The sequence below is a fragment of the Pseudomonas sp. MDT1-16 genome (assembly GCF_054898115.1).
Genome location: NZ_CM142717.1, coordinates 1,587,446 through 1,601,810, shown reverse-complemented (window position 1 = coordinate 1,601,810; position 14,365 = coordinate 1,587,446). Strand labels below are relative to the sequence as shown.

Here is a 14,365-nt window from a genome sequence, read left to right as displayed (position 1 = left end):
AATTGCGATGACTGGCTCCGGGCAGGTGCGCTCTTTTGATGTCAGCGCCAATGACAATAACGGCATGCTACCGCGCGGTGTTGCGTCCCTGCACCACCGTACGCCGACACTGTTCGTCAACGACAGTCGCGGTTTGCCCGTCCGGCAAGTGGATTATTTGCGCAAGGTCGATGGCGGTGTTGTGGAGGGCCTCGTCACTCGCCAGTTGCATGACGCTGCCGGTCGATTGGCCGAGCAATGGGATCCGCGCCTGTTCGCCAGCGCCCCCAAACCCAACCTCGCCACCGTTTACAACCTGACCGGCGAACCACTCAAAGTCGACAGCGTCGATGCCGGCTGGCGTCTGAGCTTGCCGGGGCTGGCCGGTGAAGCGTTGCAACGCTGGGATGCGCGCGGCAGTCATTGGCGCATGACCTACGACAATCAACTGCGCATAGTGGCGGTCGCAGAAAATGCCCAGCCGGACGTCGAAACCTTTACCTACGCCAATGCCTCGGCCAACGCCGCCCACAACCTGCGCGGCCAGATGACCGCGCTGAAGGATCCCTCGGGCACCGTCACGTTCCACAGTTTCGCCCTGCTCGGCCAACCGCTGCGCGAAACCCGCACCCTCGATGCCGAAGCCTTTCTCAGCCACCGAACCTACAGCGCCTGCGGCGCCCTGCTCACGCAAGTCGATGCCGGTGGTCACCGACAGCAATTGCACTACGACCGTGCCCGACAACTGAATCATGTATCTCTGCAGCTGGCTGGCGCCGCCGAGCCGGAAGAGATTCTGCACGAGGCCCATTACAACGCCGCCGGTCAGCTCACCGAGCAACTCGCCGGCAATGGCGTTCTGAGTAGTTGGTTCTACGACCCGGCCGACAGTCGTCTGCTGCGGTTGCTGGCGCAGAAGGATCAGGAAAAACCATTGCAGGATTTTCACTACACCTACGACCCAGTGGGCAATGTTCTGCGCATCGAAGACCACAGTTTGGCCACCGTGCACTTCGCCAACCAGCACATCGATGGCCATCGCCAGTTTATCTACGACTCGTTATACCGCCTGACCGAAAGCCACGGTTTCGAGGGTGACATTCCCCACCTGCAACCGGGGCTGCCGGCACCGATCCGGCCGATCGACCCGGGCCGTCGCTTCAATTACACCGAGCATTACGAATACGACGCCGGCGGCAACCTGACCGAACTGCGGCATGTGCGTGAAGGCCACAACCTCACCCGACAAATGCGCATTGCCCCTCACAGCAATCGCGGTGTGCGCTGGCCAGCAGGCGATCCGGATCCGGTTTTCGACGAGCATTTCGACCCTCACGGCAATCAGCTGTGCCTACAACCCGGCACGCTGCCGCTGGCATGGAACAGCCGCGATCAACTGGCCAGAGTCACCGTGCTCCAGCACAGCAACGGCCTGCCCGATGACGAAGAGACTTACCGCTACAGCCAGGCCGAGCGGGTGTACAAATGCTCGCTGGCTCACACTCCGTCGATCACCCATCGTCGCGAAGTTCGCTACCTGCCAGGCCTGGAAATCCACACCCGCAGCGACGGCCAGCAGTTGCACGTGATCGTGCTGCCGGGCGCCCGCTGCCTGCACTGGGTTAGCGGCCAGCCCGCCGGCGTTGAGGCCGATCAGCTACGCTACAGCCTCGACGATCACCTTGGCTCGTGCTCACTGGAACTCGATCGCCAGGGCGGCGTGATCAGTCTGGAAATCTACTACGCCTTCGGCGGCACCGCGTGGTGGGCGACCCGCTCGGAACTGGAGGCCAGCTATAAAACCGTTCGTTACTCGGGTAAGGAAATGGACGCCAGCGGACTGTACTACTACGGCGCCCGTTACTATGCGCCATGGTTGCAGCGCTGGATCAGCCCTGACCCGGCGGGGGACGTGGATGGGCTGAATCTGTATCGGTTTGTGGCGAACAACCCTTTGCGCTACATCGATCAGCTCGGCACTCAACAGGAGGAAAGCCCAGCCCGACAAAAACTCATCGAGCACGCCGACTTTCTCGACACGACCAACCGCGAACTGAAAAAACTCAATTATCAGCTCTATAACCTCACCCGCACCCGCGACATCTATAAAACGGCGGGCAAAAAACTAGTGTTCAGCGTGGCCAGCTTCGCCGTCACAATCAAGGCCGGGGCATTCGGCGCAGTGCTTGGTGGCGGGGCAGCCAGTTTGACCGGGCCGGCGGCGCCGGTACTGGTTCCCGTAGCCGCAGCGATCACCGGCATCTTTTTTGCGGACGCCGCGAGCAAAGTCATGGAAAAACTGGGCGACGAAACGACCTTGGGTTACACCATCACTCCCGACCCCGTGTCACTCTCCGTCACTCGCCTGAAAGGTAAAGCCTCGACCGAGCCGTTCAGTATCACGGCAGTCGTAAAGAGCTTCAGCCCGGAGTCCTCGGCAGGCTTGACCAAACTAGGGATTGAAACCACCGCCAGGGCCATCGGCAAGAACCTCAAGGTGCCCTACCTGAAACAGGCGTTGGCTTTCGCCCGGCAAGCCTCTCAACTGACAGAAGCGCTCAACGGCGCTTTCGGCCAGGGTGATCTGGATCGGATCAGTGCACAGCTCGACGCATTGGAACGTCATTTCGACAAAGAAAACAGCGTCATACAGCTAGCGTTGCAGACTCTGACAGAGGCCGACGTCAAAGCGGCTTCGGTTCTCTTTGGTGCAGACGGGATGCCAGTGAAGACCTCGCCCCACGACCGCACGACCCTTGAACAAGAAACAACCATCGCGCGCGGCAAGATAAAACATGCCAGAAACTTGATCAGCAGGGTGTCCCAGTATTTAGCGCAGACACAACATGCGGCGTAATCCCTTGGCGCAACGGAGTGTGAAAACGTGGCCTCATCCATTCATCACCGCACGCCGAACATCAAGGGCTATGACCCGCGCCGCTTGCCTGTCAGGCAAGTGGAATACCTACGCACGTTTTCCAGTGATACGCCTGCCGCCCTGAAGACTCGCCAACAACACGATGCAGCCGGGCGCCTAATGGCGCAATGGGATCCGCGCCTGCCCATACCCAACCTCGTGACCGTTTACGGGTTGGGCGGCGTACCCTTGAAAGTCGACAGCGTCGATGCCGGCTGGCGGCTAAGCCTGCCGGGGCTGGCCGGGGAAGAGCTGCGGCATTGGGATCAACGCGGCAGTCATTGGCGCACTACCTATGACCTTCAGTTACGTGTGGTCGCCCTTGAGGAAAATGGTCAGCCAAACGTCGAAACCTTTACTTATGCCGATGCCTCGGCCGATCCCGCACACAACCTGCGCGGCCAGTTGATCGAACAGGTCGATCCGTCGGGCAAACTGAGCCTCGACAGCTATGACCTGCTCGGTCAGCCACTGTTTGATTCCCGCACCTTCCACGATGCCAAGGCCTTCATCAGCCGTCGCACTTTCAGTCCACTGGGCGCGGCGCTGGAGCAGACTGATGCCGGTGGACATCGGCAACAGTCGAGCTACGACCTCGCTGGAAACCTCACCCAGGTGCAATTGCAGCTCAGCGGACACACCGACTGGCAATCGGTATTGGAGGACGCCAGGTACAACGCTGCCGGACAGATCGTCGAGCAGCGAACCGGAAACGGCTTGACCAGCCGCTGGATGTACGATTTGACCGACGGACGCCTGCTCCAGCAAACCGCACAAAAGGATCAGGCGTCGGTTCTTCAGGATTTCGAATATCAATACGACCGGGTGGGCAACATCACCCGCATCCTCGACCACGTCTTCACACCGACGTTTTTCGCCAACCAGCGGGTCGATGGCCACCGCGACTTCACCTACGACTCGCTGTACCGGCTGACCAGCGCCAGCGGCTACGACGACGGTCCACCTTCGGACATCCCGGGCCGGCCGCAGCCAACCGACCCCAACGATCGGCGCAACTACACCCAGACTTACCAGTACGATCACGGCGGTAATCTGATCAAACTCAGCCATGTGCGCGAAGGCGCCAGCCATACTCGCCAGATGTTCATCGACTCGGTCAGCAATCGCGGCGTGCGCTGGACCGAAGGTGATCCCGACCCGCAATTCGACAGATTGTTCGACCGTCATGGCAACCTGTTGGCGTTGCAGCCGGGGCGAGGTTTGCAATGGAACGCTCGCGATCAACTGGAGTGGGCGACATTGGTCCATCGCGACAACGGCCCCGACGACGCAGAGCATTACCGCTACAGCCAGGGTGCACGGGTCTTCAAGCGCCAAGAAACCCACACATCGGCGACCCGCCATTTCCACGAAGTGCGCTATCTGCCGGGACTGGAAATCCGCACCCGCGACAACGGCGAAGAACTGCACGTGATCACCCTCGTCGGCGGCTTCGGCAGCGTCCGTTGTCTGCATTGGGTGACGGGTAAACCGACCGGTATCGACAACGATCAATTGCGCTACACCCTGGACGACCACCTGGGTTCCTGCCTGATGGAACTGGATCAACAGGCGCAACTGATCAGCCACGAAGGCTACTACCCGTTCGGCGCCACGGCGTGGATGGCGGTGCGCTCGCAGATCGAAGTGGCGTACAAGTTCATCCGTTACTCGGGCAAGGAGATGGATGTCAGCGGGTTGTATTACTACGGCGCGCGATACTACGCGCCGTGGTTGCAACGCTGGATCAGCGCCGACCCGGCGGAGGATGTGGATGGGCTGAATCTTTATGCGATGGTGGGGAATAACCCGATTGTCTTTACCGACCCCACCGGCCAGTCTCTCGAAAACTTCATTGATGGTTTTCTGGAAACATCACAGCAACTGGATGAGAGAAAAGTGCGAAGCGCCAAAGGAAGTGCCCGACCAAGTCTGTCTAAGGCTGTTGACAAACATACAGCTATAGTGGGGCTCTCCGAACGCAGGGCAAAGGAAGCCCAAAGACAAATTCTCAACCATCGCTCGGCAAAGGCTTATGGAGCCTCCGCCGCGATCAGAACAGCCCTCCATATTGGAAGCCAGGCGGTCTCCTATGGCGCCGGTATTGCCATCGGTCTGGGAACAACGGCACTGGGTGCCGCCGCCGGCCCGGCAGGCGTAGCGACAGGTGCCGCCTTGGGGATCGTGACAAAAAAAGCAGTAAGCCTGGGTTTGGATTTTGCCTTGGAGCGATCAGGCCTGAGTGCATCGGTCAAATTCAAAGCCGGAAAGTTGGACCCGCAAAGGATCGTTGCCAAAGGTGAATACAAGACCGGGAGTTACAACTCTTACATCACCAATAAATTCAAGGGAATTGTGAACGGGGTCATCGCACTGAACCAAAAGGGCTGGTTAAAGGGAGCCAAAGAAGGCACCAACTTGGGAGCAACCACCGGGATGAAGTTGGCGGGTACAGCAATGTCCAGCGAAATCAGTGCGGGGTTTTCCGGCGCCCTGGGCCTGCCTGAGATAGTGCATGAAGTCATAGGTGCCGCGGCCAAACTCTCCCCAGAGAAAATTGCGAAGGCCGACTCAAATATTAGCCATCTGATCGACACGTTGAATACCAATATGAACAACATTGAGGCGATGTTCGGGGCTGCTGGAGTGAAGGCGATTAATACATACAGCGTCGTCCCCAGCAAATTCTACACCCCCTCCGGCGATACGGTCGAAAGCCTCAGGAAAATGACAAACAGCGCCATCCATGAGCTGAAGTATACCCAGACAATGCTGCACTCTCGGTCGTCCAGATTCACCGCCGTGTAAACAGAGGCCACCGCCGAAGCAGTAACGAACGTGAGCGGCATGTTATGGTGCCCGCCCGAACGCCAACCTGTTTCCCACAGCATGCTGCCGACTTCCCGTACCGTGCGTTTGTCGTTGTATACCTTGTTGATCCTCGCCGGCGCGGCCCTCGCGGCCGGTTTGGCCATCCGTCACGCCGAGCGTCAGGCCTTGGTGGAAGACGCTGCCCGCGCCAATCAACAATTGGCGCTGTACGCGACGTCTCTGCACACCCTGATCGATCGCTACCGCGCCCTGCCCGCCGTGCTGGCGCTGGACCCGCAGTTGCGTTCGGCGCTGGCCGGCCCGGTCAACGCCGAACAGCAAGCGGCACTCAATCTGAAACTGGAAAAAATCAACGGCGCAGCCCAATCCTCGACCCTGGAACTGCTCGATCACACCGGCCTTGCCGTCGCGGCGAGCAACTGGCGCTTGCCCAGCAGTTATGTCGGCCACAATTACGGTTTCCGCCCCTACTTCAGCCAGACCCGCACCCAAGGCACGGGGCGCTTTTATGCCGTCGGCGTGACCAGCGGAATTCCCGGTTACTTCCTGTCCAGCGCGGTCACCGATGACAACGGCCAGTTCCTCGGCGCGATGGTGGTGAAACTCGAGTTTCCGGAACTGGAGCGCGAGTGGCGTCAGGGCAGCGACACCCTGCTGGTCAGTGACGCACGCGGCATTATCTTCATCGCCAACCAGCCGGGCTGGCGCTATCGCTTGTTGAAACCGCTGAGTGACAGCGATCACGCCGAACTCAAGGCTACCCGCCAATACGACAAACAACCGCTCACACCGCTGGAATACCAATCGGTCCGGCGCTTCGACGACAACAGTGATCTGTCGCGGGTCGTGGGGCCTGACGGGACCGCAAATTACCTGTGGGAATCGCTGCCGCTGAGCACTGAAGGCTGGACGTTGCATCTGCTACGCCGCCCGCAAGTCGCGTTCGAAGACAGCCGCAACGCCGGGCTCGCCGCTGCCGGGCTGTGGCTGGCGGTGGTGTTTCTGTTGCTGTTTCTCAATCAGCGCTGGCGTTTGGCCAAGCTGCGCCAGCGCAGTCGCGAAGAGCTCGAACAACTGGTGGAAGAACGCACTCGCGACCTGCGCACCGCTCAAGACGGTCTGGTGCAATCGGCCAAACTCGCCGCACTCGGCCAGATGTCTGCCGCGCTGGCCCATGAAATCAACCAGCCGCTGACCGCCCAGCGCATGCAGCTTGCTACTCTGAGACTGCTGCTCGATCACGGTCGGGTCGATGACGCCTACAAGGCGCTCAAACCGGTGGATGACATGCTGACGCGCATGGCCGCCCTCACCGGTCACCTGAAAACCTTCGCCCGCAAAAGCCCCAGCGGTTTACGCGAACGCCTGGACCTGGCGGCGGTGGTGGACCAATCGTTGCAGCTGCTCGACACACGGTTGCGCGATGAACAGGTGAGCACGGTGCTGCACCTGACGCGCCCGGCGTGGGTGCGTGGCGATGCGATTCGTCTGGAACAGGTGCTGATCAATTTGCTGCGCAATGCCCTGGACGCCCTGCAGGACAAACCCTGCAAACGCCTGGAAATCCGTCTCGAAGCCGACGAACAACTCTGGCGCTTGACGGTCACCGACAACGGTGGCGGCATTGCCGAAGAGCACTTGGCGAACGTGTTTGATCCGTTCTTCACCACCAAACCGGTGGGTGATGGCCTGGGCCTCGGGCTGGCCGTATCCTTTGCCATCGTTCATGAATCGGGTGGACGCCTGAGCGCCGACAATCATGCAAACGGCGCGGTGTTCACCGTGACGTTGCCCATCGACCTGGAGGCGCCTGGCTCATGCTGAATTCCGTGATGGTGGTCGACGACGAAAGCAGTATTCGTAGCGCCGTCGAACAATGGCTGAGCCTCTCGGGGTTCGAGGTGCAGTTGTTCAGCCGCGCCGATGAATGCCTGGCGCAGTTGCCCAAGCATTTCCCCGGCGTGATCCTCAGCGACGTGCGCATGCCCGGCATGACCGGCCTGGAACTGCTGGCCGAGGTTCAGCGCCGCGATGCCGACTTGCCGGTGATTCTGCTGACCGGTCACGGCGATGTGCCGATGGCAGTCGACGCCATGCGCGATGGCGCCTATGACTTCCTCGAAAAACCCTTCAGCCCCGAAACCCTGCTCGGCAGTCTGCGCCGCGCGCTGGACAAGCGGCGGCTGGTGCTGGAAAACCGCGCCTTGCACGAGCAGGCGGACAACCGCGCCAAACTCGATGCGACGCTGCTGGGCGTGTCCCGTGGTTTGCAGACGCTGCGTCGGCAAGTGCTGGACCTGGCGACGCTGCCGGTCAATGTGTTGATTCGCGGTGAAACCGGCAGCGGCAAGGAGTTGGTTGCGCGTTGCCTGCATGACTTCGGGCCACGCGCCGACAAACCGTTTGTGGCGCTCAATTGCGCGGCAATTCCCGAGCAGTTGTTCGAGGCCGAGTTGTTCGGCCATGAGAGCGGCGCGTTCACCGGCGCGTCGGGCAAACGCATCGGCAAGCTCGAATACGCCGATGGCGGCACGCTGTTTCTCGATGAGATCGAAAGCATGCCGCTGGCCCAGCAGGTGAAATTGCTGCGGGTGTTGCAGGAGCAGAAACTGGAGCGGTTGGGCTCGAATCAAAGCATCCGCGTGGATTTGCGAATCATCGCCGCGACCAAACCCGACTTGCTGGACGAAGCCCGGGCCGGACGTTTTCGCGAGGATCTGGCCTATCGGTTGAACGTGGCCGAGTTGCGGCTGCCGCCGTTGCGCGAGCGGCGTGAAGACATTCCATTGTTGTTCGAGTCGTTTGCGCAGAACGCAGCCGAGCGTTTGGGGCGAAGCTTTCCACCGCTGAGTGGTCCGCAGTTGAGCCATCTGCTGAGCCACGACTGGCCGGGGAATGTGCGCGAACTGGCGAACGTTGCCGAACGTCAGGTGTTGGGACTGGGCGAGCCGGAACCGGTGGGAATTGATCCCGGGCAGTCGCTGGCGGCGCAGCAGGAAGCGTTTGAAGCGCATTGTTTGCGTGCGGCGTTAACCCGGCATAAGGGCGATGTGAAAGCGGTGTTGGAAGAGCTGCAGCTGCCGCGCCGGACCTTTAATGAAAAGATGCAGCGGCATGGCCTGACCCGCGAGATGTTCCTGCCCGAATGATCGTTCCCACACAGTGTAGGAACGATCAATAGGCGGAAATCCGCTCACTCACATGTAAACCCTGAGCGACTATCCGCTCAATAAAACGTCCTACCCCCTCTAAACCGGCCCTCCTCCCCTTGGCACACCTCCTGCTATAGCCCAAGCAGGCTGCGTTTCAACGCGCTCCACAAAAACAATTAAATGAAGGATCCGTCATGGATAACTCACAAACCCTGCCTCTTGGGTCGACCGCTTCGCCTGCCAAAGAAAGAACCACTGCCAGTCGCATCAAATCGATCTTCAGCGGCTCTGTCGGCAACATGGTCGAGTGGTACGACTGGTACGTCTACGCCGCGTTCTCCCTCTACTTCGCCAAAGCCTTTTTCCCCAAAGGCGACACCACCGCGCAACTGCTGAACACTGCTGCGATCTTCGCCGTGGGCTTCCTGATGCGCCCGATCGGTGGCTGGTTGATGGGTCTGTACGCGGACCGCGCCGGTCGCAAGAAAGCGCTGATGGCTTCGGTGTACCTGATGTGTTTCGGCTCGCTGCTGATCGCCCTGAGCCCGGGTTATGAAACCATTGGCATCGGCGCGCCGATCCTGCTGATTTTCGCCCGTTTGCTGCAAGGCCTGTCGGTCGGTGGCGAGTACGGCACTTCGGCGACGTACCTCAGCGAGATGGCGACCAAGGAACGTCGCGGCTTCTACTCCAGCTTCCAGTACGTGACCCTTATCTCCGGCCAGCTCATCGCCCTGGCGGTGCTGATCGTCCTGCAAAACGTGCTGACCACCGAAGAGCTGTATGCCTGGGGCTGGCGTATCCCGTTCGCCATCGGCGCGCTGTGTGCCGTGGTCGCGCTGTACCTGCGTCGCGGCATGGAAGAAACCGAGTCGTTCACCAAGAAAGAGAAAGCCAAGGAAAGCGCCATGCGCACCTTGATGCGCCATCCGAAGGAACTGATGACCGTGGTCGGCCTGACCATGGGCGGTACGCTGGCGTTCTACACCTACACCACGTACATGCAGAAATACCTGGTGAACACCGTCGGCATGAGCATCTCCGACTCCACCACTATTTCGGCGGCGACGCTGTTCCTGTTCATGTGCCTGCAACCGATCATTGGCGGGCTCTCGGATAAAGTCGGTCGCCGACCAATCCTGATTGCCTTCGGTGTTCTCGGAACGCTGTTCACCGTGCCGATCCTGACCACCCTGCACACCATCCAGACGTGGTGGGGCGCGTTCTTCCTGATCATGGCGGCGCTGATCATCGTCAGCGGCTACACCTCGATCAACGCGGTGGTCAAAGCCGAACTGTTCCCGACCGAGATTCGTGCACTGGGCGTTGGTTTGCCGTATGCGCTGACCGTGTCGATCTTCGGCGGCACCGCCGAATACATCGCGCTGTGGTTCAAGAGCATCGGCATGGAAACCGGGTACTACTGGTATGTGACTGCGTGTATTGCCGTGTCGTTGCTGGTGTACATCACCATGAAAGACACCCGCAAGCATTCGCGGATCGAGACGGACTAAGTCCGCAATCGACACAAAAAAAGGGGCAGACCTTAGCCGGGTCTGCCCCTTTTCTTTGAATAGTCACAGTCCCCCAGTAGGAGCGAGGCTTGCCCGCGAAGGCGTCGTGTCAGCCAACATCAATGCTGAACTTGAAATCGCCTTCGCGGGCAAGCCTCGCTCCTACAGGGGGTCTCGTCGCTGGAAATAACTAATTCATCCTTACACTATGAACGCCCTCCGCACACCTCCCAGGAATTTACTCCATGGCTGACGATATCCATTTCTACGAACCCGCCAACGGCCACGGTCTGCCGCATGACCCGTTCAACGCGATCGTTGGCCCGCGTCCCATTGGCTGGATTTCCTCTCAGGATGCCAATGGCCGCTTGAACCTGGCGCCTTACAGTTTCTTCAACGCGTTCAACTACATTCCGCCGATCATTGGTTTTTCCAGTGTCGGGCGTAAAGACAGCCTGAACAACATCGAACAGACCGGCGAGTTCGCCTGGAACCTGGCGACCCGTCCGCTGGCCGAACAGATGAACCAGAGCTGTGCCATGGTCGCGCCTGAGGTCAACGAGTTCGAACTGTCCGGGCTGACGCCGGCAGCGTCGAAAATCATTCAGGTGCCACGGGTTGCTGAAAGCCCGGTGTCCTTCGAGTGCAAGGTCACGCAGATCATTCAATTGCAGCGGGCAGACGGCGAAGTGGTGCCGAGCTGGCTGATTCTCGGCGAAGTGGTCGCCGTGCATATCGCCAGGTGGCTATTGAAGGATGGCGTGTACGACACCGCCGCGGCAGAACCGATTCTACGCGGCGGTGGGCCAGCGGATTACTTCCAGCTGGGGCCCGAGGCGTTGTTCAAGATGTATCGGCCGGGGGCGAAAAGGTAATTACCAGATCAGGTCGCCGTCTTCGCCGACGCCTTTGAGGTGTGTCAATTCCAGCGCGGCGGCTTCATCGGCATCTCGGGCAGTTTTGAAGGTTTGCTCTTCGAGCAGCTTATGAAAGCGCGGCGCACCCGACCCACCGATGGCTTTGGTGGCGATTGCGGCGTAATAACCGCCTTCACGAGGTACGACGGCAGATACGGCTTCGAAGGTGTCAAAGGCTTTGCGTGCCATGGCGCGGATCCTGGCTAATTGAAAGTTGAGCCATTAAACCCTCAACCGGCCAGTTTGTGTACCGGTGCCTGCGGGTGACCGAGCGCCTGTCCCACCGAGACATCCTTGAAGGTATGGAAATCCAGGCTGTTGACCACCCGTTCCTGGATCACCTCGGCGAAAATATCCATGGCCGGGCTGTTGAAATACGCCGTCATGGCCTGTTGATTGATCCAGAATCCAGACACCAGCCACAACTCGGGATCGCATTGCGAATGCTGCAGGGCAAAACTCAAGCAACCCGGTGCACTGCGAGACGGCTCGATCAAAGCGCTGAGGCGCGCACCGAGTTCCGCTGAACGCCCCACACGGGCACGGACAAAGGCCATATGACTGACGGGGATCTGCGTAGACATGTTCAACCCTCCCAGGTACTCGAGTGGCAGCCGTGGGACGGGCTGCGACAGGATCCAAGGTTAAGCGCCCGGACGCCGCGCCGTTAGTCGATTCCTGCCGGCTTGTTGCACAATCCTGCGACGCTGCATCCCGCACCTGTAACAACGAGTCAATGCTGTTACAGGACTGAAACACGACTTTCAAGCAAGTTTTCCCGACCATAAGCTGCCAAAGCAGCGCAACGCTTCAACCCCGTGCAGAATCAGGCAAGCTTTTGGCAGGATGTGTCTACCGCGTTGTCTTGCACAAACTTAAGCTCGGCTCATTACCAACGCCTCACCGAGGATGCCCTGCATGTCGTCGCTCGATCAATTTCAAGCCCCGCTGGACGCCGACATGGAGAAACAGCGCACGGAACTGGCCGCCATCATCCGCCGCAACACCCAGGAGGATGGCAGTTATGCCACTGCCGTCGGCTCGCTGTTCATGTCGCGACATAGCCAATCGCATAACTTCGCTCCGGTCCTGGCACAACCGGCGGTGTGCATCATGGCCCAGGGGCGCAAAGAGGTTCGGCTGGCGGATGAATACTTCAATTACGACCCGCTGAATTACCTGGTGGTGTCGGTCTCGATGCCCCTGAGCGGACGTGTTGTGAATGTCTCGCCCGAGGAACCGATCCTCGCCGTTCGGCTGGACATCGACCCGACGGAAATCACAGCGCTGATTGCCGATGCCGGTCCCTTGGGCGTACCGACCCGCCCCACCGGTCGCGGTCTGTATGTCGAACAAATCGACACCGCAATGCTCGACGCCGTGCTGCGACTGGCCCGGTTGCTGGAGACCCCGAAAGACATCGCCATGCTCGCGCCGCTGATTCGTCGGGAGGTCCTCTATCGGTTGTTGCGCAGCAAACAGGGGCATCGGCTGTATGAAATCGCCATCGCCAACAGCCAGAGCCACCGCATCAGCCAGGCGATCAAATGGCTCAACGGCAACTATGAACAGCCGCTGCGCATCGACGATCTGGCGAAGGAAGTGAACTTGAGCGTGTCGACGTTGCATCACCGGTTCAAGGCGATGACGGCGATGAGCCCGTTGCAGTATCAGAAGCAGCTGCGCCTGCAAGAAGCGCGGCGGTTGATGCTGGCGGAAGGGCTGGAGGCTTCGGCGGCGGGGTATCGGGTGGGGTATGAAAGTCCGTCGCAATTCAGCCGGGAGTACAGTCGGTTGTTCGGCGCGCCGCCGCTCCGGGATTTGGCGCGGTTGCGGTTGACCGTGTAGCTGAATTGAAACGCCCCCTGTAGGAGCGAGGCTTGCCCGCGAAGGCGTCGTGTCAGTCAACATCTATCTGAATATGAAATCGCCTTCGCGGGCAAGTCGGATCGCCGCACCGCTCGCTCCTACAGGGTTGGTGGTGTTTTTAGGCGCTGAGTACGCGGCACGCCTCAGCCGGCAACGTCACTGACACCGGATTGCCAATGCTCAACCCAAACCCCTGACACGGCGTACTCAACGCCGTAAACGAAACCCCCGAACACTCCACAGTCGTTTCAATCGTCGCGCCGATATCGCGCACGAACGTCACCTTACCGAGCAACCGATTCCCCGCCGTCGCCTGTGGATGCGACAGCTGCAGGTCTTCAGGGCGAATCAGCATTTTGACTTTCTCCCCCACCACAATGCTGCTGCAGATCGGCACTTGCAGCGCAGCGCCACCCGGCAACCCAATCTTCCCGTTGCCCAGCGCCGTGGCCGGAAAGATGTTGCCCGATCCGATAAAGTCCGCGACGAATTCGTTGGCCGGGTGCCGATAAATCTCAATCGGCGTGCCCACTTGCTGCACCCGATGCTCACCCAGCACCACCACGATATCGGCCATGGTCATGGCTTCACGCTGGTCGTGGGTCACCAGGATGGTGGTGATGTTCAAGCGTTGTTGCAGCTGACGGATTTCCACCTGCATCGACTCGCGCAACTTGGCGTCCAGTGCCGACAGCGGTTCGTCGAGCAGCAGAATTTTCGGGTGATTGGCGATCGCGCGGGCAATTGCCACGCGCTGGCGTTGACCGCCGGAGAGTTTCGACACCGGACGGTCGATCATTTCCTGCAACTGAATCAGTTGCAGCAACTCCACCACTCGCGCCTGCTGATCTGCCTTGCTGACGCCACGCAGTTTCAGCGGATAGGCGATGTTCTCCCCCACCGTCATGTGCGGAAACAGCGCCAGCGATTGAAACACCATGCCGAAATTACGTTGATGCGCCGGGGTGTGGCCGATGTCTTCACCGTCCAGGCGAATCTCGCCGCCGCTCAGGGTTTCGAGCCCTGCAATCATGCGCAGCAAAGTGGTTTTGCCGCAGCCCGAAGGGCCGAGAAAACACACCAGTTTGCCCTCGGGCAAATGCAGGTTTACATCTTTTACCGCGCAGGCCGAGCCGTAATGTTTCTCGACGTTTTCCAGAATCAGACCAGTCATGTTGCACCTCA

General features: G+C 59.8%; 10 protein-coding genes. 7 read left to right on the top strand and 3 right to left on the bottom strand.

The window, feature by feature from the left end; translation table 11 throughout:
- The first annotated feature begins 7 nt into the window (after window positions 1-7).
- The 6 genes from ACYZT3_RS07165 (at window position 8) to ACYZT3_RS07140 (ending at window position 11,269) form a co-directional block, all read left to right on the top strand.
- The gene (locus tag ACYZT3_RS07165; RefSeq protein WP_462031786.1) at window positions 8-2,836 is read left to right on the top strand and encodes an RHS repeat-associated core domain-containing protein; all 2,829 of its coding nucleotides are present in this window, start codon (window positions 8-10) and stop codon (window positions 2,834-2,836) included.
- 27 nt (window positions 2,837-2,863) lie between these two features.
- A complete protein-coding gene (locus ACYZT3_RS07160) occupies window positions 2,864-5,704 on the top strand; it encodes an RHS repeat-associated core domain-containing protein (RefSeq protein WP_462031785.1) in 2,841 nt (946 codons plus the stop codon).
- A gap of 39 nt (window positions 5,705-5,743) precedes the next feature.
- On the top strand, window positions 5,744-7,552 hold the full coding sequence (locus tag ACYZT3_RS07155) for a sensor histidine kinase (protein WP_282375756.1): 1,809 nt from the start codon (window positions 5,744-5,746) through the stop codon (window positions 7,550-7,552).
- Window positions 7,546-8,877, top strand: a complete 1,332-nt coding sequence (locus tag ACYZT3_RS07150; protein WP_282375429.1) for a sigma-54-dependent transcriptional regulator — start codon at window positions 7,546-7,548, stop codon at window positions 8,875-8,877. The genes ACYZT3_RS07155 and ACYZT3_RS07150 overlap by 7 nt, the downstream gene beginning before the upstream one ends.
- 197 nt (window positions 8,878-9,074) lie before the next feature.
- Window positions 9,075-10,394, top strand: a complete 1,320-nt coding sequence (locus tag ACYZT3_RS07145; protein ID WP_282375427.1) for an MFS transporter — start codon at window positions 9,075-9,077, stop codon at window positions 10,392-10,394.
- 245 nt (window positions 10,395-10,639) lie between these two features.
- Window positions 10,640-11,269: a flavin reductase family protein gene (locus tag ACYZT3_RS07140; protein ID WP_282375426.1), complete on the top strand. Its 630-nt coding sequence runs from the start codon at window positions 10,640-10,642 to the stop codon at window positions 11,267-11,269.
- Here the strand turns inward: ACYZT3_RS07140 and ACYZT3_RS07135 are convergent, their stop codons facing one another.
- Both ACYZT3_RS07135 and ACYZT3_RS07130 read right to left on the bottom strand, forming a co-directional pair.
- Window positions 11,270-11,500, bottom strand: coding sequence for a hypothetical protein (locus tag ACYZT3_RS07135; RefSeq protein ID WP_462031784.1), 231 nt, complete (start codon window positions 11,498-11,500; stop codon window positions 11,270-11,272).
- Window positions 11,501-11,541: 41 nt separating this feature from the next.
- Entirely contained in the window at window positions 11,542-11,895 is a 354-nt protein-coding gene (locus ACYZT3_RS07130) for an antibiotic biosynthesis monooxygenase family protein (protein ID WP_462031783.1), read from the bottom strand.
- Between the two features lie 334 nt (window positions 11,896-12,229).
- Between ACYZT3_RS07130 and ACYZT3_RS07125 the strand changes: the two genes are divergently transcribed.
- On the top strand, window positions 12,230-13,159 hold the full coding sequence (locus ACYZT3_RS07125) for an AraC family transcriptional regulator (RefSeq protein WP_462031782.1): 930 nt from the start codon (window positions 12,230-12,232) through the stop codon (window positions 13,157-13,159).
- A 139-nt stretch (window positions 13,160-13,298) separates the two neighbouring features.
- Here the strand turns inward: ACYZT3_RS07125 and ACYZT3_RS07120 are convergent, their stop codons facing one another.
- Entirely contained in the window at window positions 13,299-14,354 is a 1,056-nt protein-coding gene (locus ACYZT3_RS07120) for an ABC transporter ATP-binding protein (RefSeq protein ID WP_282375421.1), read from the bottom strand.
- Between the last annotated feature and the right edge of the window lie 11 nt (window positions 14,355-14,365).